The organism is Pseudomonas sp. M30-35 (assembly GCF_002163625.1).
Taxonomy (GTDB): domain Bacteria; phylum Pseudomonadota; class Gammaproteobacteria; order Pseudomonadales; family Pseudomonadaceae; genus Aquipseudomonas.
The window spans coordinates 3,151,404-3,171,634 of record NZ_CP020892.1 but is presented as its reverse complement, the minus strand read 5'-3'; the positions used below and the strand labels follow the sequence as shown (position 1 = coordinate 3,171,634).

17 protein-coding genes and 3 tRNA genes are annotated in these 20,231 nt (G+C 55.2%); 18 read left to right on the top strand and 2 right to left on the bottom strand.

Translation table 11 applies throughout. The annotated features are described in order from the left end of the window. The first annotated feature begins 6 nt into the window (after positions 1-6). The 18 genes from leuD (at position 7) to B9K09_RS14485 (ending at position 17,574) form a co-directional block, all read left to right on the top strand. Positions 7-654 carry a 3-isopropylmalate dehydratase small subunit gene (gene leuD / locus B9K09_RS14570; RefSeq protein ID WP_087517500.1) on the top strand — a complete coding sequence of 216 codons (648 nt, stop codon included), beginning with the start codon at positions 7-9 and terminating at the stop codon, positions 652-654. A 32-nt stretch (positions 655-686) separates the two neighbouring features. Next, a complete protein-coding gene (locus B9K09_RS14565) occupies positions 687-1,460 on the top strand; it encodes a class I SAM-dependent methyltransferase (protein WP_087517499.1) in 774 nt (257 codons plus the stop codon). 54 nt (positions 1,461-1,514) lie between these two features. Continuing rightward, a complete protein-coding gene (gene leuB, locus B9K09_RS14560) occupies positions 1,515-2,597 on the top strand; it encodes a 3-isopropylmalate dehydrogenase (protein ID WP_087517498.1) in 1,083 nt (360 codons plus the stop codon). 52 nt (positions 2,598-2,649) lie between these two features. Beyond that, positions 2,650-3,762: an aspartate-semialdehyde dehydrogenase gene (asd, locus tag B9K09_RS14555; protein ID WP_087517497.1), complete on the top strand. Its 1,113-nt coding sequence runs from the start codon at positions 2,650-2,652 to the stop codon at positions 3,760-3,762. A gap of 304 nt (positions 3,763-4,066) precedes the next feature. After that, positions 4,067-5,077 (top strand): aspartate-semialdehyde dehydrogenase, encoded by a 1,011-nt coding sequence (locus B9K09_RS14550; protein WP_087517496.1) that lies wholly within the window; start codon positions 4,067-4,069, stop codon positions 5,075-5,077. 154 nt (positions 5,078-5,231) lie between these two features. Next, the gene (locus B9K09_RS14545; protein WP_087517495.1) at positions 5,232-8,075 is read left to right on the top strand and encodes a FimV/HubP family polar landmark protein; all 2,844 of its coding nucleotides are present in this window, start codon (positions 5,232-5,234) and stop codon (positions 8,073-8,075) included. A 3-nt stretch (positions 8,076-8,078) separates the two neighbouring features. After that, positions 8,079-8,945 carry a tRNA pseudouridine(38-40) synthase TruA gene (truA, locus tag B9K09_RS14540; RefSeq protein WP_087517494.1) on the top strand — a complete coding sequence of 289 codons (867 nt, stop codon included), beginning with the start codon at positions 8,079-8,081 and terminating at the stop codon, positions 8,943-8,945. A 131-nt stretch (positions 8,946-9,076) separates the two neighbouring features. Continuing rightward, a complete protein-coding gene (locus B9K09_RS14535; protein ID WP_087517493.1) occupies positions 9,077-9,700 on the top strand; it encodes a phosphoribosylanthranilate isomerase in 624 nt (207 codons plus the stop codon). Positions 9,701-9,878: 178 nt separating this feature from the next. Continuing rightward, complete coding sequence (accD, locus tag B9K09_RS14530; protein ID WP_087517492.1) at positions 9,879-10,778, top strand: acetyl-CoA carboxylase, carboxyltransferase subunit beta; 900 nt, start codon at positions 9,879-9,881, stop codon at positions 10,776-10,778. After that, a complete protein-coding gene (gene folC, locus B9K09_RS14525) occupies positions 10,775-12,082 on the top strand; it encodes a bifunctional tetrahydrofolate synthase/dihydrofolate synthase (protein ID WP_087517491.1) in 1,308 nt (435 codons plus the stop codon). Before accD ends, folC begins: the two co-directional genes overlap by 4 nt. Continuing rightward, the gene (locus B9K09_RS14520; RefSeq protein ID WP_087517490.1) at positions 12,066-12,710 is read left to right on the top strand and encodes an SPOR domain-containing protein; all 645 of its coding nucleotides are present in this window, start codon (positions 12,066-12,068) and stop codon (positions 12,708-12,710) included. The genes folC and B9K09_RS14520 overlap by 17 nt, the downstream gene beginning before the upstream one ends. A 67-nt stretch (positions 12,711-12,777) precedes the next feature. Continuing rightward, entirely contained in the window at positions 12,778-13,323 is a 546-nt protein-coding gene (locus B9K09_RS14515) for a CvpA family protein (protein ID WP_087517489.1), read from the top strand. A 59-nt stretch (positions 13,324-13,382) separates the two neighbouring features. Continuing rightward, on the top strand, positions 13,383-14,888 hold the full coding sequence (gene purF, locus B9K09_RS14510) for an amidophosphoribosyltransferase (protein WP_087517488.1): 1,506 nt from the start codon (positions 13,383-13,385) through the stop codon (positions 14,886-14,888). Positions 14,889-14,939: 51 nt separating this feature from the next. Continuing rightward, a complete protein-coding gene (locus B9K09_RS14505) occupies positions 14,940-16,151 on the top strand; it encodes an O-succinylhomoserine sulfhydrylase (protein ID WP_087517487.1) in 1,212 nt (403 codons plus the stop codon). A gap of 41 nt (positions 16,152-16,192) precedes the next feature. Then, the gene (locus B9K09_RS14500) at positions 16,193-16,939 is read left to right on the top strand and encodes an SDR family oxidoreductase (protein WP_157699392.1); all 747 of its coding nucleotides are present in this window, start codon (positions 16,193-16,195) and stop codon (positions 16,937-16,939) included. Positions 16,940-17,208: 269 nt separating this feature from the next. After that, a tRNA-Val gene (locus tag B9K09_RS14495) sits at positions 17,209-17,284 on the top strand. A 34-nt stretch (positions 17,285-17,318) separates the two neighbouring features. Beyond that, a tRNA-Asp gene (locus B9K09_RS14490) sits at positions 17,319-17,395 on the top strand. Positions 17,396-17,497: 102 nt separating this feature from the next. Further along, positions 17,498-17,574 (top strand) — tRNA-Asp (locus tag B9K09_RS14485). A gap of 271 nt (positions 17,575-17,845) precedes the next feature. Here B9K09_RS14485 and B9K09_RS14480 read toward each other — a convergent pair. Continuing rightward, positions 17,846-18,889 (bottom strand): AraC family transcriptional regulator, encoded by a 1,044-nt coding sequence (locus B9K09_RS14480; RefSeq protein WP_087517485.1) that lies wholly within the window; start codon positions 18,887-18,889, stop codon positions 17,846-17,848. Then, positions 18,880-20,013: a nitrilase-related carbon-nitrogen hydrolase gene (locus B9K09_RS14475; protein ID WP_087519114.1), complete on the bottom strand. Its 1,134-nt coding sequence runs from the start codon at positions 20,011-20,013 to the stop codon at positions 18,880-18,882. The genes B9K09_RS14480 and B9K09_RS14475 overlap by 10 nt, the downstream gene beginning before the upstream one ends. Positions 20,014-20,231: the final 218 nt, after the last annotated feature.

The window sequence follows — 20,231 nt, the reverse complement described above, 5'->3', positions numbered from 1 at the left end:
ACCGCTATGAAAGCTTTTACCCAACACACCGGTCTTGTTGCGCCGTTGGATCGTGCCAACGTCGACACTGACCAGATCATCCCGAAGCAGTTCTTGAAATCGATCAAGCGCACCGGTTTTGGCCCGAACCTGTTTGACGAGTGGCGCTATCTGGATGTCGGCCAGCCAAACCAGGACAGCTCCACGCGCCCGGTGAATACAGATTTCGTGCTCAACTTCCCGCGTTATCAGGGCGCAAGCGTACTGCTGGCGCGTGAGAACTTTGGCTGCGGCTCCAGTCGTGAGCACGCGCCATGGGCGTTGGAAGAGTACGGTTTTCGCACTATTTTGGCTTCAAGCTTTGCTGACATTTTCTACAACAACAGCTTCAAGAACGGCTTGTTGCCGATCATTCTGGCTGAAAGCGAGATGGATGAACTGTTTGAGCAGGCTGAAGCGACTGAAGGCTATCAACTGACAGTTGACCTTGAAGCGCAGAAGGTCACTCGCCCAGACGGCAAGCAGTACAGTTTTGAAGTCGATGCTTTCCGTAAGCACTGCTTGCTCAATGGCTTGGATGACATCGGTTTGACCTTGCAGGACAGTGATGCCATTCACGCCTTTGAGGAAGGCTATCGCCAGCAACAGCCATGGTTATTTGGCGCAATCAAGTAATGCAAAGCGGCTGAGGAGCCAGGGGCGGCGACATGACTGATCACAACCAGGCTGATCACAACCAAGTAGTTGAGCGCCAATTCGGCGAGCAAGCGAGTGCCTATCTGAGCAGTGCGGTGCATGCTCAAGGTGCAGAGTTTGCGCTGCTGCGGGAACGGGTCGCGGCACTGCCAGGCGCGCGGGTGCTGGACTTGGGTTGTGGTGCGGGCCATGTCAGCTTTCAGGTTGCGCCGCTAGCCGGTGAGGTGGTGGCATACGACTTGTCTCAACAGATGCTGGATGTGGTTGTTTCAGCTGCTGCTGAGCGGGGTCTGGATAATGTGCAGACTGAATGTGGCAAGGCTGAGCAACTGCCGTTTGCCGATGAGCAGTTCGACTTTGTCTTCAGTCGCTATTCGGCGCATCACTGGCGCGATGTGGGACAGGCCTTGCGCGAAGTGCGTCGAGTATTAAAACCGGGCGGGACGGCTGCGTTTATTGATGTTGCCGCGCCGGAATTGCCATTGCTCGACACTCATCTGCAAGCGGTTGAGTTACTGCGCGACACCAGCCATGTGCGTGATTACTCGCCGGCGCAATGGTCGCGTCTGGTCGGCGAGGCAGGTTTAGTGCAAACCAGTTGCAGTCGCCAACGCTTGCGCCTGGAATTTACCAGCTGGGTCGAGCGCATGCGCACCCCGGAGGTGTTTCGCCAAGCGATTCTGGCATTGCAGCAGGCCGTGGGCGAAGAAGTTCGCGAGTATTTTGAAATTGCTGACGACGGCTCATTCAGTCCGGATGTGTTGTTGCTTTGGGCTGAACGTTAATAGATCGGCTTTAAAAAATGTGTTGGCGCAATCAGCGCCGTTTGAGAGGAAAGCATGAGCAAACAGATTCTGGTTCTTCCTGGTGATGGTATTGGCCCGGAAATCATGGCTGAAGCGGTCAAGGTGCTTGAACTGGCGAATCAAAAGTTCCAGCTGGGTTTTGAGCTAAACCACGATGTGATTGGCGGCGCTGCCATCGACAAGCACGGTGTGCCGCTCGCCGATGAAACCCTGGAGCTTGCCCGCAACGCTGATGCTGTGCTGCTTGGCGCTGTTGGCGGTCCCAAGTGGGACAAGATCGACCGGGATATCCGCCCTGAGCGCGGTTTGTTGAAAATTCGTGCGCAGCTGGGTCTATTTGCCAACCTGCGTCCGGCTATTTTGTATCCGCAGCTGGCTGATGCTTCCTCGCTCAAACCAGAAGTGGTTGCGGGTCTGGATATCCTCATCGTTCGTGAGCTGACCGGTGGCATCTACTTTGGCGCGCCACGCGGCACCCGTGATTTGGAAAACGGCGAACGTCAGGCCTACGACACATTGCCATACAGCGAAAGTGAAATCCGTCGTATCGCCCGTGTCGGCTTCGATATGGCTCGGGTTCGCGGCAAAAAACTCTGCTCGGTAGACAAAGCCAACGTGCTTGCCTCCAGCCAGTTGTGGCGTGAAGTGGTTGAGGAAGTCGCTAAAGACTATCCCGACATTGAGCTGTCGCACATGTACGTGGATAACGCTGCCATGCAGCTGGTGCGTGCGCCAAAGCAGTTCGATGTAATGGTCACTGATAATATGTTCGGCGATATCCTGTCGGATGAGGCTTCAATGCTCACCGGCTCTATCGGTATGCTGCCATCGGCCTCGCTGGATGCCAACAACAAGGGCATGTACGAGCCGTGTCACGGTTCTGCGCCGGATATCGCCGGTCAAGGCATCGCCAACCCGTTGGCGACCATTTTGTCGGTGTCGATGATGTTGCGTTACAGTTTCAACCAAGCTGACGCGGCGGCGGCCATCGAGAAAGCGGTGAGCATGGTGCTCGATCAAGGCTTGCGCACGGGCGACATTCACTCAGCTGGCACCACCAAGGTGGGTACTGCGGCAATGGGTGATGCGGTCGTCGAGGCACTGCGTAGTTTGTAATCTTTCGCGCGACTGAAGAACTTCAGTCGCGATTCATATAGGTGTAGTTGTTATGAAACGTGTAGGTCTGATCGGTTGGCGTGGCATGGTTGGTTCCGTGCTGATGCAGCGCATGCTTGAAGAACAGGATTTCGATTTGATCGAGCCAGTATTCTTCACCACATCCAATGTTGGTGGCCAGGGGCCGGCAGTGGGCAAGGATATCGCTCCACTGAAAGACGCCTACAACATCGATGAACTGAAAGGTCTGGATGTGATTCTGACCTGCCAGGGTGGAGACTACACCAACGATGTCTTCCCTAAACTGCGGGAAGCGGGCTGGCAGGGCTACTGGATTGACGCGGCATCATCGCTGCGCATGAATGACGACGCCGTGATCGTGCTGGACCCGGTCAACCGCAAGGTGATCGACCAGCAGCTCGACGCGGGCACCAAGAACTACATCGGTGGCAATTGCACTGTCAGTTTGATGCTGATGGGCTTGGGTGGTCTGTTCGAGGCGGGTATGGTCGAGTGGGCGAGCGCCATGACCTATCAGGCCGCGAGCGGTGCAGGCGCGCAGAACATGCGTGAGCTGATCAAGCAGATGGGCACCATCAACAGTTCAGTAGCTGAGCAGTTGGCTGACCCGGCGAGCGCAATTCTGGATATCGACCGCCGCGTGGCTGAAAGCATGCGTGGCGACGGCTTCCCGGTTGATAACTTCGGTGTGCCGCTGGCGGGTAGCCTCATTCCTTACATCGACAAGGAACTGCCTAACGGCCAGAGCCGTGAGGAGTGGAAGGCGCAGGCTGAAACCAACAAGATTCTGGGTCGCTTCAAGAGTGCAATTCCGGTCGATGGTATTTGCGTGCGCATCGGCGCGATGCGTTGCCACAGTCAGGCTTTGACTATCAAACTGAACAAGGACGTGCCGATCTCGGACATCGAAGGGCTGATCAGTCAGCACAACCCTTGGGTCAAGCTGGTGCCAAACCATCGCGAGCCAAGCATCACTGATCTCAGCCCGACTGCGGTAACCGGGACCTTGAGCGTGCCAGTAGGGCGTCTGCGTAAACTCAACATGGGTTCGCAGTACCTGGGCGCATTCACCGTTGGTGACCAGTTGTTGTGGGGCGCGGCTGAACCGCTACGCCGCATGCTGCGGATCCTGCTGGAGCGTTAATCAACTGCGCGTTTTTGCACACAGGCATTAACCCGGCATAAAGCGAGCTAAGCAGCTATCGTATAAACGATTCCTGTTAAGCTCGCTTTATGCATTTGTAAGTTGCATTTCGCATAACTCATGAGGGCGGACAACGCTTTTTTGTCCGCCATCACCCTTCGCAAAACTCGGCAAGATCAATGATGCTCGGTGGACAAGCTTCGCGTTGTCACACCCTACGGATTAAGCTTCGCATTTTGACACCTTAGGAGCAGGGGTGATGTTTTTACCTTGCCGTGTTGGTCAATAACCTCAAGAGTTGAGTATGAGTCGTAGCTTGGATGTTGCAGTAATTGGTGCCACCGGTAGTGTGGGCGAAGCGTTGGTACAGGTTCTGCAGGAGCGTGAGTTCCCAATCGGCACCTTGCACGCCTTGGCGGGAGCTGAATCGGTTGGGCAAACGGTCAGCTATAAAGGTCGAAATCTACGCGTGCGCGAAATGCAAACGTTTGATTTCAGCACTGTTCAAGTGGTGTTTTTTGCGGCGGGGCAAAGTGTTACCGCGCAGCACATCGATGCTGCCCGTGCAGCAGGCTGCATTATTATCGACTTGGCGGGCGGTTTGCCGTCTGAGCAGGCGCCGCGTGTCGTCCCGGAAGTGAATCCGCAGGCGCTTGAAAAGCTTAACGCGCCCTATGTGGTAACGAGTCCGGCGTCAATCAGTGTGGCGTTGGGCTGTGTTCTGGCTGCGCTGGGGGCCAATGTTACTGTCGAACGGATTAATCTGACTGCGTGCCTGGCGGTTTCAAGCCGTGGTCGCGAAGGGGTAAGCGAGCTGGCGCGACAAACGGCAGAGCTGCTCAATGGCCGTGCGTTTGAGCCACAGGTGTTTGGTCGGCAAATGGCTTTTAATATGCTGCCTCAGGTCGATCAGCCGGATGCTCAGGGTCACGGTGCGCTTGAGCAGCGTGTGGCCGCAGAGCTAAAGGAATTGTTCGCCGCGCCGAAATTAAAGACATCAATAACCTGTCTACAGGCGCCGGTATTTTTTGGTGATAGCCTCAGTGTTTCGTTGCAAACCACTAAAACAGTTGATATTGCTAAAGTTTGTGACGTTTTACAGCGTGCTCCAGCGCTGGAATGTGTAGAGTTCGAGGATTATCCGACTGTTGTTGGTGATGCAGTTGGCCAAGATCTGATTTACGTCGGCCGTGTTCGGGCGGGTCTTGATGATCCGGCAGAACTCAATTTGTGGATTGCGTCTGATAATGTGAGGAAAGGCGCTGCCATAAATGCTGTGCAGTTGGCTGAGTTATTGATAAAACACTATCTGTAAAAGATACTTAGCTGGTGATTTAAAGAATTTTTCGAGCTTGGCACTACTGATTCAAAGTGTATCTGATTGGGGGATCGCTTTTAGCGAATACAGGCAGACACATTTTGGGTCGTTTTGTACGCCGAGATAAAAGAAAAAAACAAGGGATTAAAATATGCTTCGGGTTCGCAAACTGGTGCTGGCAATGGCAGCTGCTTCGGCACTGTCCTCCGGTATGGCGCACGCGCTGGGTCTGGGTGAAGTCACTCTAAAATCCTCGCTGAATCAACCGTTGGAGGCAGAAATTGAGTTGGTCGAAGTCAGAGATCTGGCTCCCAACGAAGTCTTGCCGAGCCTGGCGTCCCCGGAAGATTTCAATAAGGCTGGCGTTGATCGCCAGTTCTTCCTGAACGACCTTAAATTTACCCCGGTGATCAAGCCGAACGGTAAAAGCGTTATTCGCATCACTTCGAGCAAGTCGGTGCGTGAGCCGTACCTGAACTTCCTGGTTGAGGTGCTCTGGCCAAATGGTCGTTTGTTGCGTGAATACACGGTATTGCTTGATCCGCCACTGTATTCCCCGCAAGCCGCTGCAGCTCCTCGTGCTGCGGTCACTGCACCGATTGCACGCACGACTGTTGCCCCAACTCCTCGTCCTGCTCCTCGCCCGGCTGCTCCAGCGCTGCGCCCAGCAAGCACTGGCGCAGCACCTGCCAGTTCGCCAGGCGCGACGGGTAGCAATGAGTACCGTATTCAGAAAGATGACAGCCTGTGGGAAATCGCTCAGCGTTCGCGCCAGAACGGCAGCATCCACCAAGCGATGCTGGCAATTCAGGATCTCAATCCTGATGCCTTCATTGATGGCAATATCAATCGTATGAAGAGTGGCCAAGTGCTGCGTCTGCCAGATCAGGCTGCCATCAATTCACGTTCGCAAGCTGAAGCGTTGGCCCAGGTTAATCAGCAGAATGCTGAGTGGCGTGAAGGCCCAGCTGCTCCAGCGGGTGCTCGTCAGCTAGATGCGACCAAGCGTGAAGTCGCAGGTGCTGCTCCTGCCAAAGCCGAGGAGGGAGATAAGCTCAAGCTAGTCTCAGCCGAGGCGGGTAAGTCTACTGCCGGTAGCGATAAAGGTCAGGCCGACAGCGAAACGCTCAGCAACAAGCTAGCCGTCACTCAAGAAAGCCTGGATTCAACACGTCGTGCGAACGAAGAGCTTTCTGGTCGAATGAATGACCTGCAAAGCCAGGTCGATAAGCTGCAACGCTTGATTAAACTCAAAGATGATCAGTTGGCCAAGTTGCAAGCTGATCTGGCAAGTCAGGGTGATACTGCGGCGACTGCCGCAGTGCCTGGCGCTCAGCCTGAGCCAGCAGCAGATACATCAGCTGCCGCGGCATCTGATGCCGAAGAGTCAGCCTCAGAGACGCCTGTCGCAGGGACGCCTGCCGCAACTGACGAGCCTGACTTCAACTATAGCGAAGAGCCTGCTGTAACCCCAGAGGCACCTGCACCGGTTGAAGCACCAACTCCAGCTCCGGCTCCAGAACCTGTGGTTGCACCAGAACCTGAGGTCGCGAAGCCCGCTGCTCCGGCTGCTCAACCAGCCCCGGCCCCTGCGTCGATGGTTGATGATTTACTAGCCAATCCAATGCTGCTCGGGATCGTGGCGGCCGGTGGTTTGCTGGCTTTGTTAGTTATATTGATGATTATTTCGCGCCGTAAAGCGCTGAAAGAGTCAGAGTCTGCCGATGACAGCCTTGAGCCGGATAATAGTTTTGCGGCCGAGTCTGAGTTGCCAGATGATGGCTTTGCAGGTCTGGATGACGATTTCGATCTGGATAATGATCAAGCTGAAGTTGCAAAAGACCAGCCTACAACCCCGCAAACAGCAGATGTGCTGGGGGAGGCGGATATATACATCGCATACGGGCGCTTCAATCAAGCGGCTGAGCTGCTACAAAACGCTATCAATAATGAGCCAGAGCGTAGTGACCTGCACCTCAAGTTGATGGAAGTCTATGCCGAGATGGGCGACCGTGATGGTTACGCTCGTCAACAGGACGAACTGCGTGAGATGGGCGGTGCAACTGAAGAAGTTGCTCAGCTCAATGCCAAATACCCTGCGCTGGCAGGCCTGGCGGGTGGTTTGGCCGTGGCCGGTGCCGCTGACAATGATCTCGACAGCTTCAGTCTTGATGACTTGACGATGGATGATGTCGATGCAACTGCTGCGCCGGTTAATTCGAGCCCTGCCGCCACCGACAGCGATGACTCTTTCGACCTGAGCCTGGATGATCTGGAGTCTGAATTGGACTCTCAGCTGCAGTCTACTGCAAGCGCCGGCATGGACAGCTTTGATCTGGATGACGAGCTTGGCAAGGCAGCTAGTGCGCCAGTTGCGGACCAGGAAGACGATCTGGGTTTTGAGCTGAGCCTGGATGACGAAGCCGATAAAGGCGCTGGCCTTACGGATGAACTGGCTGATTTCAACTTTGATCTGGACAGCACCCAGCCTAGCACTACGCTGGCTGACTCAGATGATGATTTCCTGCTGGACCTGGATGATGCAGACCTTTCGTCAACCCCTGTGCCGGCGGCTGACGCTGCGCCGAAAGCTGGGTCTGATGATGGCTTTGATCTGTCGGAAGATTTTGATCTGTCATTGAATGATGATGCTGATATTGCACCTGAGACAAAACCTGATAACTTTGCCGCCCAATTGGATGAAGTTACGGCTGAACTTGATCAATTGAGTGAAAGCCTGGAACAGCAAAAGCCAGCTGATGAACTTGATATGCCAGAGTTCACCGAGGAATCTTCGGTTGCAGCATTTGAAGACGAAGATGATTTCGACTTCCTGTCTGGCACCGATGAGACCGCGACCAAGCTGGATCTGGCTCGGGCTTATATTGATATGGGCGACTCAGAGGGTGCACGCGACATTCTCGATGAAGTGGTTGCTGAAGGTAACGATGATCAACAGAAAGAAGCCAAAGAGTTGATCAATAAACTGGTTTGATAAATGTCAGATGCTCTACCTTCAACGGCGGCCGAAAGGGCCGCCGTTGGCGTTTTCAAAATAGCCCTTGGGGTTGAATACAAAGGCTCCCGTTATCGCGGGTTTCAGCGGCAGAAGGCTGGTGTGCCGTCCGTTCAGGAGTCGCTTGAAAAAGCTATTTCGAAAGTAGCGGGTGGTGCATCGGTAACGCTGAGCTGTGCTGGGCGTACCGATGCCTCCGTGCATGCCAGTGCGCAAGTGGTGCACTTCACCACTACCGTTGAGCGCAGCATGCATGCATGGGTCATGGGCGCTAACAGGAATTTGCCGGGTGACATCAGCGTGGCCTGGGCGAAAAGTATGCCCGAACACTTCGATGCGCGCTTTTGTGCGCAGGCGCGGCGCTACCGTTATGTGATCTATAACGACCAGATTCGTCCTGCACACATGGCCGAGGAAGTGACTTGGAATCACCGTCCGCTGGATATTGAGCGGATGCGTGCTGCGGCCGAGTATTTTGTGGGTACCCACGATTTTAGTGCCTTCCGTGCGCGCCAATGTCAGGCAAAGTCACCGGTCAAAACTGTTCATCATTTGCAGCTGCTGGAACAGGGTCGCTTTATGGTGCTGGATATTCGTGCCAATGCATTCTTGCATCACATGGTACGCAATATCGCTGGGGTGCTGATGACTATCGGGGCTGGCGAACGCCCGGTCGAGTGGGCTAAAGAGGTGCTTGATACGGGGGTGCGGCGTACGGGTGGCGTTACTGCGGCGCCTTATGGATTGTACCTGGTACAGGTCGATTACCCGGCCGAGTTTGGTCTGCCGCAGCGTTATTTGGGCCCGCACTTTCTTTCCGGCTTACCTGATGTCAGGGACGAATACTAAGGCACACTGCAAAAACGCACAGGCTTGCAGTCATTTGCCTGAAGCTGTTTATGATGCAAGTGCAACGGGCTGCGCGGTAAGCTGTCTAATAACCCTAGCTTTATATGTGCGTGGATAAAGGAAATCAGTCGTTGCGAGTCGTTCGAAGCAAAATTTGCGGAATCACCCGGCTGGAGGACGCCCTTGCTGCGGTAGCGGCGGGTGCCGACGCGATTGGTTTTGTGTTTTATCCGAAAAGCCCACGGGCCGTGACTATTGAGCAGGCGCGGGCGATTATTGCCAGCTTGCCACCTTTTGTGACCACGGTCGGCCTGTTTGTCGATATGCCGCGTGAGCAGCTACAGCAATTGCTTGTGCAAGTACCGCTGGACCTTCTGCAGTTTCATGGCGACGAAACGCCTGAACAATGCGAAGGTTTCGGCCGGCCCTACATCAAAGCATTACGGGTTAAGTCTGGTGCCGATGTCGGTCAGCAAATAGCGCCGTACGCTTCGGCCAGTGGCGTCTTGCTGGATACCTTTGTAGCTGGCGTGCCGGGCGGTACCGGAGAGATATTTGACTGGTCGTTAGTGCCGCAAGGGCTGCAAATGCCGATTATTCTGGCGGGAGGCCTCACTCCTGATAATGTAGAGGCTGCGATTAAGCAGGTTAAACCCTATGCAGTCGATGTCAGTGGTGGGGTAGAGGCGAGTAAAGGCATCAAAGATCTGAGCAAGGTAAAAGCCTTTATTCAAGCGGTACGCAGCACGATGTGACGGTTTATTGAGCTCGGCCGTCCATAAACTTATTGCATGTGCTGCAGAGCACGCCTGTGGTGCTTGAGCCGAGACGTCGGGTAAGCATAAGACGCTCCGGGCGGCGCCATACTGATGAATTTTTTTGAATATGCCGCGTTGCTGGCATATTCAGAACCACAGCTTAGGAGAGAAGAGCATGAGTAACTGGTTGGTAGATAAGCTGATTCCGTCGATCATGCGTTCTGAGACGGCTAAAAGCTCAGTACCTGAAGGCCTCTGGCATAAGTGCCCGTCTTGCGATGCTGTTCTGTATAAGCCGGAGCTCGAGAAGACTCTGGATGTGTGCATCAAGTGTAACCATCACATGCGTATCGATGCGCGCACACGTCTGGATATATTCCTCGACAAAGAAGGTCGTGAAGAGATCGGTGCTGATCTTGAACCTGTCGATCGCTTGAAATTCCGCGACAGCAAAAAGTACAAGGACCGTATCGTCGGTGCGCAGAAACAAACCGGTGAAAAGGACGCGTTGGTCGCCATGAGCGGTACGCTCGAAGGTATGCCGATTGCTACTTGCGCGTTTGAGTTCTCCTTTATGGGTGGATCGATGGGCGCCGTGGTCGGTGAGCGCTTTGTGCGCGCCGCCAATGTTGCCCTGGAAAAACGCTGTCCGCTGGTGTGCTTCTCCGCTTCGGGTGGCGCACGTATGCAGGAAGCCTTGATCTCGCTCATGCAGATGGCCAAGACTTCGGCTGTACTGGCGCGCATGCGTGAAGAAGGTCTGCCGTTTATCTCGGTACTGACCGATCCAGTCTACGGCGGCGTATCAGCTAGTCTGGCTATGCTGGGTGATGTGATTGTTGCCGAGCCTAAAGCACTGATCGGCTTTGCTGGCCCGCGCGTTATCGAACAAACGGTACGTGAGAAACTGCCTGAAGGCTTCCAGCGCAGTGAGTTTCTGATCGAGCACGGTGCTATCGACATGATCATTTCGCGCAGTGAACTGCGTCCGCGTTTGGCGCGCCTGCTTGCGCAAATGCAGCACCTGCCTACACCCTCCAGCTCAGCGGTTCAGGTTGAGATGACCTCTGCATGAGTCAACGCTCTTTAGCTGATTGGCTGGCGTATCTGGAGCAATTGCATCCTAGCGCCATTGATATGGGTTTAGAGCGCTCTCGCCAGGTTGCGCAGCGCATGGGGCTGGTCAAGCTGGCCCCATTGACGATTACCGTCACTGGCACCAACGGTAAAGGCTCTACCTGCGCCTTTATTGCTTCCTTGCTTGAGCAGCAAGGCCTTAGTGTCGGGGTCTACAGTTCGCCACATTTGCTGCGCTATAACGAGCGCGTGCAAATCTGCGGTGAGCAAGCCAGTGACGAACTGCTCTGCGAGGCCTTTGCAGCGGTTGAAGCGGCGCGTGGCGACACTTCCCTGACTTATTTCGAGATGGGCACGCTGGCCGCATTCTGGCTGTTCAAGCGTCAGCAGCTTGATGCTGTAGTGCTTGAGGTTGGCCTTGGTGGGCGTCTGGATGCGGTTAACCTGATAGATGCCGATATTGCTCTGGTTACCAGCATTGGTGTTGATCATGTTGATTGGCTGGGCGATAGCCGTGAATCGGTATCCATCGAAAAAGCCGGCATCTACCGTGCAGGCAAACCTGCTTTATGCGGTGATTTAGATCCGCCACAGCCACTGCTTGATTGTGCTGCTGAACTTGAAGCGCCGTTATTCCTGCGGGGTCGTGATTACGATCTGGTTGTGAGCGAGCACACATGGGCATGGCGGGGGATTGATGCGCAAGGCGCGGCACTGGAACTTATTGATCAGCCATTACTCGATTTACCCGTGGAAAATGCAGCGCTGGCACTGCAAGCGTATGCGTTGACTGGGCTTGCGTGGCAGCCTGCGCAAATCAAGAATGCTTTGCTGGGCACGCGGGTAACGGGGCGGCTTGATCGTCGTCAGCTGGTTTGGCAAGGAAAGCCCCTGACGTTGTTGCTGGATGTTGGGCATAATCCCCATGCTGCCGAGTATTTGGCGCGACGTTTGGCGATGAAGCCAGTCGCTGGTAAGCGTTCTGCTGTATTTGCTTTACTGGCAGATAAAGACTTGGCGGGTGTGGTAACGCCATTAATTCCACATATTGCCCATTGGGCTGTGGCACCATTGCCGACAAGTCGTACGCGACCGGCGGCAGAACTGGCCAGGTATTTAACTGACTGTGCAGCGCAGGTAGCGGTATTTGATGATGTGCGCTGTGCATTGGACGCACAATGCACCAAAGCTTCGGCGGGAGATGAAATTCTTCTGTTCGGGTCGTTTTACTGTGTGGCCGAGGCCTTGGAATGGCTGGCGGGCCATGCCACGGGAGTAGGTCAGGATGGCTTTGCTGGATAAAAACTTGCTGCAACGTATTGTTGGCGCCTTGGTGTTGCTGGCCTTGGCGATTATTTTTATCCCCATGCTGTTGTCTCGGCAAGATGAGATAGAGCGTGTCGTGGTGGATGCGCCAAGCATGCCGGAAGCACCGGTAATGCCGGAAATCGAGATGCAGCCGGTCGCTGTACCGAAGCCGCAGATTATTGAAGAAGCTCCGGCTGAAGAAGATCAAGGCCCTGATCCGATCGCTGCGATCATCGAGCAAAATGCTGATGAGCCAGTCAATCCAGTCCCTGCTACGCCACCGCCTGAAGCGCGTGAGCAGGTCAAAGCCGATGCTGCTGCTCGTGCCGAGAAGCCTGTGGCTGCAGCCGAAAAGCCCGCTAGTCACCTGGACGCCAATAGTCTGCCGGTGAGTTGGTCGGTTCAGTTAGCCAGTTTGTCCAGTCGCGACGGTGCTGAAAAGCTGCAAAAGACCCTGCGCGCTCAAGGCTATAACGCCTATATTCGTACCTTTGAGGGCATGAATCGGGTCTTTGTGGGGCCGCTGGTTGAGCGTGCTGAGGCTGATCGCCTGCGCGATCAGTTGAACCGCAAACAGAAATTAAACGGATTTGTTGTTCGTTTTAAACCAGAAAGCAGTTGATCGACTGCTTACTCGTAGCGTCGTGCTCTGTTAAAATACAGCGCCATTTCTGTTGGTAGCCTGAATCGTGGTATTCACCTGGGTCGATTGGGCCATTATCGCCGTCATTGGCGTATCAAGTTTGATCAGTTTGAGCCGTGGCTTTGTTAAAGAAGCTTTATCGTTGCTTACCTGGATCATTGCGGGTGCTGTTGCCTGGATGTTTGGCGGCGCACTCTCGCATCATCTCGAAGGCTTTATACAAACACCGTCGGCTCGAGTCATCGCCGCGTGTGCATTGCTGTTCATTGCCACTCTGATGGTGGGTGCACTGGTCAATTATCTGCTTAGCGAGTTGATCCGCGTGACCGGTTTATCCGGTACTGATCGGTTTCTTGGCATGGTCTTTGGGGCTGCGCGGGGTGGTTTGCTAGTTGTGCTGTTGGTTGGGCTGGTGAGCCTGGCGCCGGTACAAGAGGATCCGTGGTGGCAGCAATCGACGCTGGTACCGCATTTTTTATTGGTTGCTGACTGGTCAAAAAACCTAATTTTAGGCATGTCCAGCGAGTGGCTTGCGAGTGGCATCAGTGCTCCGGCTGAGCTGCCGTTTAAACAGGTTCTCACGCAGCCTTAATTGGGCTGCAATGAGTGCATTGCGATTTTGTATGTTTCTCAACGTAGGGGTTGTGCCACATGTGCGGCATTGTCGGTATCGTCGGTAAATCGAACGTCAATCAGGCGCTGTATGACGGGTTGACCGTTCTCCAGCACCGCGGCCAGGACGCTGCCGGTATTGTGACCAGTCACGATGGTCGCCTGTTTCTGCGCAAAGACAATGGTCTGGTGCGCGATGTCTTCCAGCAACGCCATATGCAGCGTCTGGTTGGCCACATGGGTATTGGCCATGTGCGCTATCCAACCGCGGGCAGCTCCAGTTCGGCGGAAGCTCAGCCGTTCTACGTCAACTCGCCGTACGGCATCACCTTGGCGCACAACGGTAACCTGACCAACGTCGAACAGTTGGCCAAGGAGATCTACGAATCTGATCTGCGCCACGTCAACACCAATTCAGACTCCGAAGTACTGCTTAACGTGTTTGCGCACGAACTGGCCCAGCGTGGCAAGTTGCAGCCAACCGAGGAAGATGTGTTCGCGGCGGTCAGCCAGGTTCACGCTCGTTGTGTCGGCGGCTATGCAGTGGTTGCGATGATCACCGGTTATGGCATCGTCGGTTTCCGCGATCCGCACGGTATCCGCCCAATTGTCTTCGGTCAGCGCCACACCGACGAAGGCGTTGAGTACATGATCGCCTCGGAAAGCGTCTCGTTGGACGTGCTCGGTTTCACCCTGATCCGTGATCTGGCTCCGGGCGAAGCGGTGTACATCACTGAAGACGGTAAGTTGTTTACCCGCCAGTGCGCGACTAATCCGCAATATGCACCTTGTATCTTTGAGCACGTTTACCTGGCGCGTCCTGACTCCATCATGGACGGCGTTTCGGTGTACAAGGCACGTCTGCGCATGGGTGAAAAGCTGGCTGAGAAAATTGCCCGCGAGCGGCCTGATCACGATATCGATGTGGTAATTCCGATCCCGGACACCAGCCGTACCGCCGCGCTTGAGTTGGCCAACCATCTGGGCGTCAAATTTCGCGAAGGTTTTGTCAAGAATCGCTATATCGGCCGTACCTTCATCATGCCGGGCCAAGCGGCGCGCAAGAAGTCAGTGCGCCAGAAGCTCAACGCCATTGAGCTTGAGTTCCGTGGTAAGAACGTAATGCTGGTCGACGACTCGATCGTGCGGGGCACCACTTGCAAGCAGATTATTCAGATGGCCCGCGAAGCTGGGGCGAAGAACGTGTACTTCTGTTCTGCTGCGCCTGCGGTACGTTACCCGAACGTCTACGGGATCGACATGCCAAGCGCGCATGAGTTGATCGCGCATAATCGCAGCACTGAACAAGTTGCCGAGTTGATTGGCGCTGATTGGCTGATCTACCAGGATCTTGAAGACTTGATTGATGCAGTCGGTGGCGGCAAGATCAAAATCGAGAAGTTTGACTGCGCTGTGTTTAATGGTGAGTACGTCACGGGCGATGTCGATGAGTTCTACCTGAACAAAATCGAGCAGGCGCGTAATGATTCGACCAAGATCAAATCGCAAGCGGTGAGTGCGATCATTGATCTTTACAACAACTGATACCTTGGGGCCGCTTATGCGGCCCCAGTGCTTTATTTGAGAGGAATAAAGATGTCTCAAGACTGGGATGCCGGACGTCTGGATAGCGACCTGGAAGGGGTTGGCTTTGAAACGCTGGCCGTTCGCGCCGGTCAACATCGTTCGCCTGAAGCGGAGCACAGCGAGGCGCTGTACCCAACCTCCAGCTATGTATTCCGTACCGCCGCTGATGCTGCTGCGCGCTTTGCTGGTGAAGTGCCCGGCAATGTCTATTCGCGCTACACCAACCCGACCGTGCGTGCTTTTGAAGAGCGTATCGCGGCAATGGAAGGTGCTGAACAGGCGGTCGCGACCTCAACTGGGATGTCAGCCATCCTGTCGATTGTCATGAGCCTGTGCTCTGGCGGTGATCATGTGCTGGTTTCGCGCAGTGTGTTCGGGTCGACCATCAGCTTGTTTGAGAAGTACCTCAAGCGCTTTGGGGTTGAGGTCGACTACGTGCCGCTGTCTGATTTGAGTGCGTGGTCTGCTGCATTCAAGCCGAACACCAAGCTGCTGTTTGTTGAATCGCCGTCGAACCCCTTGGCCGAGTTGGTTGATATCGCCGCACTGGCTGAAATCGCCCATAGCAAAGGCGCTCTGCTGGCCGTCGATAACTGTTTCTGCACCCCGGCGTTGCAGCAGCCGCTGAAGCTGGGTGCCGACGTGATCATGCATTCCGCGACCAAGTACATCGATGGTCAGGGGCGGAGCATGGGCGGGGTGGTTGCCGGTCGTAGCGAACTGATGAAGGAGGTGGTGGGCTTCTTGCGCACCGCCGGACCTACGCTGAGCCCATTCAACGCCTGGATATTCCTCAAAGGTTTAGAAACCCTCAGCGTGCGTATGCAAGCACATTGCGCCCGTGCTCAACAGTTGGCGCAATGGCTGGAGCAACAGCCAGGTATTGAGCGCGTTCATTACGCAGGTTTACCGAGCCATCCGCAGCATGAGTTGGCCAAGCGTCAGCAAAGTGCCTTCGGTGCCGTGGTCAGCTTTGAAGTCGCGGGCGGTAAAGAGGCTGCATGGCGCTTTATCGATGCCACTCGGGTGATTTCTATCACCACGAATCTGGGTGATACCAAAACCACTATCGCGCACCCGGCAACCACGTCGCATGGTCGTCTGTCGCCACATGAGCGGGCAAGTGCGGGGATCGGCGATAACCTGATCCGTGTCGCGGTCGGTCTTGAAGACGTGGTGGATCTGCAGGCTGATCTGACACGTGGTTTGGCGGCGCTTTGAACGATCAAGCAGAAGCCGACTGGAAGCTCGATGTCGGCGCCTTGACCACCGGCAAAGTAGCGTTGGTGACGGGTGCCGCGCGCGGCATTGGTTTGGGAATCAGTGCGTGGTTGATTGCTGAAGGTTGGCAGGTTGTGCTGGCTGATGTGGATCGGGGGCGGGGCTCCAAAGTCGCTAAAGCACTGGGTGAGAATGCTTGGTTCGTGGCGATGGATGTCGCGGATGAAGAGCAGATCGCACTGGGCGTTGCCGAGGTGCTGGGGCAGTTTGGTCGGCTTGATGCGCTGGTCTGCAATGCAGCGGTCTCCGAGCCGCATAGCCTTGAGCTTGAGAGCCTCAATCTGGCGCGCTGGAACAAAACCCTGGCGATCAACCTGACGGGGCCCATGCTGTTGGCCAAGCATTGTGTGCCGTATTTGCGTGCGCACCGCGGCGCAATCGTTAATCTGACCTCAACCCGGGCTCATCAATCAGAAGCCTGCACCGAGGCTTATGCGGCGAGCAAGGGCGGCTTATTGGCTTTGACTCATTCCCTGGCGATCAGTCTGGGCCCGGACGTGCGGGTTAATGCGGTAAGTCCAGGCTGGATTGATACGCGTGACTCCAGTGAGCAGCGCGCTGAACCCTTGTCCGCAACAGACCATGCTCAGCATCCGGTCGGGCGAGTGGGCAACGTGCAGGACGTGGCGGCGATGGTGGCGTGGTTGCTGTCGAGTCGCGCCGGGTTCGTCACCGGTCAGGAGTTTGTGGTCGACGGCGGCATGACTAAAAAGATGATTTATCAATAGATCATCCGTCAGTAAGAGCGCGCTAGGGCAGATGACGTTTTTTTCATCGGCCATTAGCTGCTGTGAATATTGGAATGGGTAATCGACTTACTCGACACGCTCCGCGTTGATCAATTCTGCGCATTTGTATCGGCTTGATCAGTAAATGATCAGTCGCTAATTCAGCGCTTGGAGATTTCAATTTATTTTCCCTGTTTTGAGAAAAACTTTAAGCAGGGTATTGACTTAGGTGCGGCCCACGCGTAAATTTCGCGTCCTCGCAAAGGCAAGGGTGATTAGCTCAGCTGGGAGAGCATCTGCCTTACAAGCAGAGGGTCGGCGGTTCGATCCCGTCATCACCCACCACTTTGAGAGTCTGGATGAAAGTCCGGAAAAATGCGCAGCGGTAGTTCAGTTGGTTAGAATACCGGCCTGTCACGCCGGGGGTCGCGGGTTCGAGTCCCGTCCGCTGCGCCATATTTTCCATGACGAGTTTACTCGGCATGAGGTAAGCACAAGCCAACGCGGTTGTACTACCAGATGAAGTAACGTGTTTTAGGGTGCAAGCCCAAATAACATGCAGCGGTAGTTCAGTTGGTTAGAATACCGGCCTGTCACGCCGGGGGTCGCGGGTTCGAGTCCCGTCCGCTGCGCCAAATACGAAACCCTCAGATAGCAATATCTGAGGGTTTTTTATTGCCCGCGATTTGCTGTCATCCAAGCGTCATCTTGGCTTTTTAAACTGCGCCTACGCGGTGGTCACGCGTCAATAAGTGTAGTGGAGGGTAAGGCTATGGAAGACTATCAAGAAGAATTGCTGGAAGCGCAGGCCGTCGAGCTGGATGTCCCCGAGCTGGCGGAAGATGCAACAGAGCTGTAACGCAGCCTGCTAGTTGGCGTGGTCCCGGCAGCGGGTTTGAGTCTCGCTCAACTGCTCAGCCGCTGCGCTCGGCGAAATTCGCCAGGGGTTTGCTGGTTCCAGCGTTTGAATGCGCGCTGGAAGGCTTCCGCAGAGGCAAAACCAAGCAGGTAGGCAATCTCACCAAAAGCCAGTTCGGTGTCGCGAATATAAGCGACAGCCAGATCATGGCGTGTCTCGTTGAGAATGGCGCGAAACTGCGTGCCTTCCTCGGCCAATTTGCGGCGCAAGGTCCAGGTTGGCATTTGTAGGTGTGCGGCCACTTCCTGTAAGTCTGGCTCGCGACCATGTAGCAGCGGCCCTAATAATTGAATAATGCGCTCACGCAGGCTGCGCGTGCGGGTCAATTGTTCCCGTTCACGCTCACACAGCTCTTGTAAATGCAGCCATGTGCTTGGGCAATGCTGTGGATTGCGCAGGTTGAGCGTGGCTTGGCTTAGGCGCAGCTGATTATGCTCTGCGGCAAACTCAACGGGGCAAGCCAGTGCGGGAGAGTATTCATCGCTGTAGCTTGGCGCAGGGAACTCTATGTGTGCGCGCTCAGGGGCAATCGGTTGTTGGGCGACGTGACTCAGCTGCTGAGCCCAGCCTGCGAGCACTGAATCGATTACAAAGCGGTTGTAGGCGTTGTAAGGGCTGATCGAGTAAAAACGCAGCCACGCGCCCTGATTGTCCTCGATGAAGTTGGCGTGGCCGCGATAGTTCGAAGCGTACAGCGGCTCATACCGAATCAGGCTGCGTGCCGCTTCACGCACCGTAGGGGCCTGGGCTGCGGTCACACCGGCGAGCCCGAGCTGGCCAAGGCGGCTGAGTTTGCCCATGGTCAAACCAAGGCCCGGCTGTTTGGTTTGTTCAATGGCTGCGTGGCCCAGGCGCATATAACGTGGAATTGACAGGCGTGCCCGTGGTGTTGCCAGACGAACAGAATCGAGCCCGTAGCCTTCGAGCAGTGTCACTGGATCTTGGCCGTAACTGCGCATGGCCTCGGCGAGGCTGTCAACAAAGCCTACAGACAAGTCGCCAAGGCGAATGCGCGGGCTTTTTACAGCCATAGATTGACGAGTTGAGCGCTGCGCGAATCGTTTGCAATGGCATGTTTTTGACCGTCGCTTACCACGCTGCGACCATCAATGCCCATGCGCCACAATTGCCCGCGCATAAACACCATGGCGCCAGCGCGCGCGCCACTGTCTTGCAGGTGGTTGGGTATTGCCAAGTGTTGCCAGGCTTCACCTTCGCTGACGCTGTTATCGGCCAAGGTCGGCGTCTGCGGTTTGGTTGCGTGCTTGTAACCTTTCCAGGGTTTGTTCCACTGCATCTTGCCTTTGACAAAACCAGGAACAGCCAGCAGCTCGGTGTTGAGTTTGGCCAGCGCTGCGTAGCTGGCGGGATACCAGCTGTCGGTGCCGATTAATACGGCGAGATTTCCGGCTGGTGTGTCGAATGTGTGCAACTGCTCAAGGGGCGCTGCGGCGATAATGCTGCGCTCGCGGCTCGATGGATAGACTTTGCGCTGTGGCTGGCCAAGCGCTTTACCGTCGGCGCCGTAGACCACACTGATGTTGTACAGCGGACCCTCACCAATCTGCAGGGCGCCATTCTCGTTGCGTGGTTCAGGCAAGACGATGGAGCCTGCAACCAAGGTGATGCCAAAGTCCTTGGCCAAACCGCTGAACAGGCTCTGGTAGTCGGCGGCCATTTGCGCAGACTTGAGACGAAACAACGCATCGCTGAAATCTTTATTGCTCGGCGTGCTGAGCAGGGCCTGTGGCACGCTCAGCGGGTGACTGGCGGCGAGCCATTTGACGGCTTCTTGCAGGCTGTCGCTTTTATAAAACTCGGGTTTTTCACCCGCAGCGACCAGCCAGGTGCCAATGTGCTCGGGCAGGATGGCGATGGTTTTGGCGTTGAGCAGGCCTTCGTCGCGGGCTTTTTCAAGGTAGGCCGCAAGCTTCAGGTGCAGCGTCTCGCGGCTCTGATAATCACTGGCAAACAACAGCGGCTGGATGCCGAGAAGATTGCCGCGATCAGCCGGCTGGCCCTGATTGACGCTAATTTCGCTGCTCAGGTCAGTCAGGATAATGCCGACATCGGGGCGTTGTTGCGCCCAATAGACATAACCACCGGCGCTGCCAAGCAGGATGATAAGAATACTGATTGTAATAAATAGGCGCATGGTCATTCGGCGTTGAGGGTTTGTTGCTCAGGGTAGGTGAGCTCACGTCTGTTGCCAAGAGCTGCTGCGCATTTCGATCAATAAGTTGTTAGTTAGAGTCATTGAGCTGTGCGCTTGGGCTATTTATCTTGGTTCGCATACCGATCGTGATTCACATGCAGGCGGCTGGCCTAGCGCATTGGCAATTTATAGTGCGCCCAATAGCCATCCTGCTTATA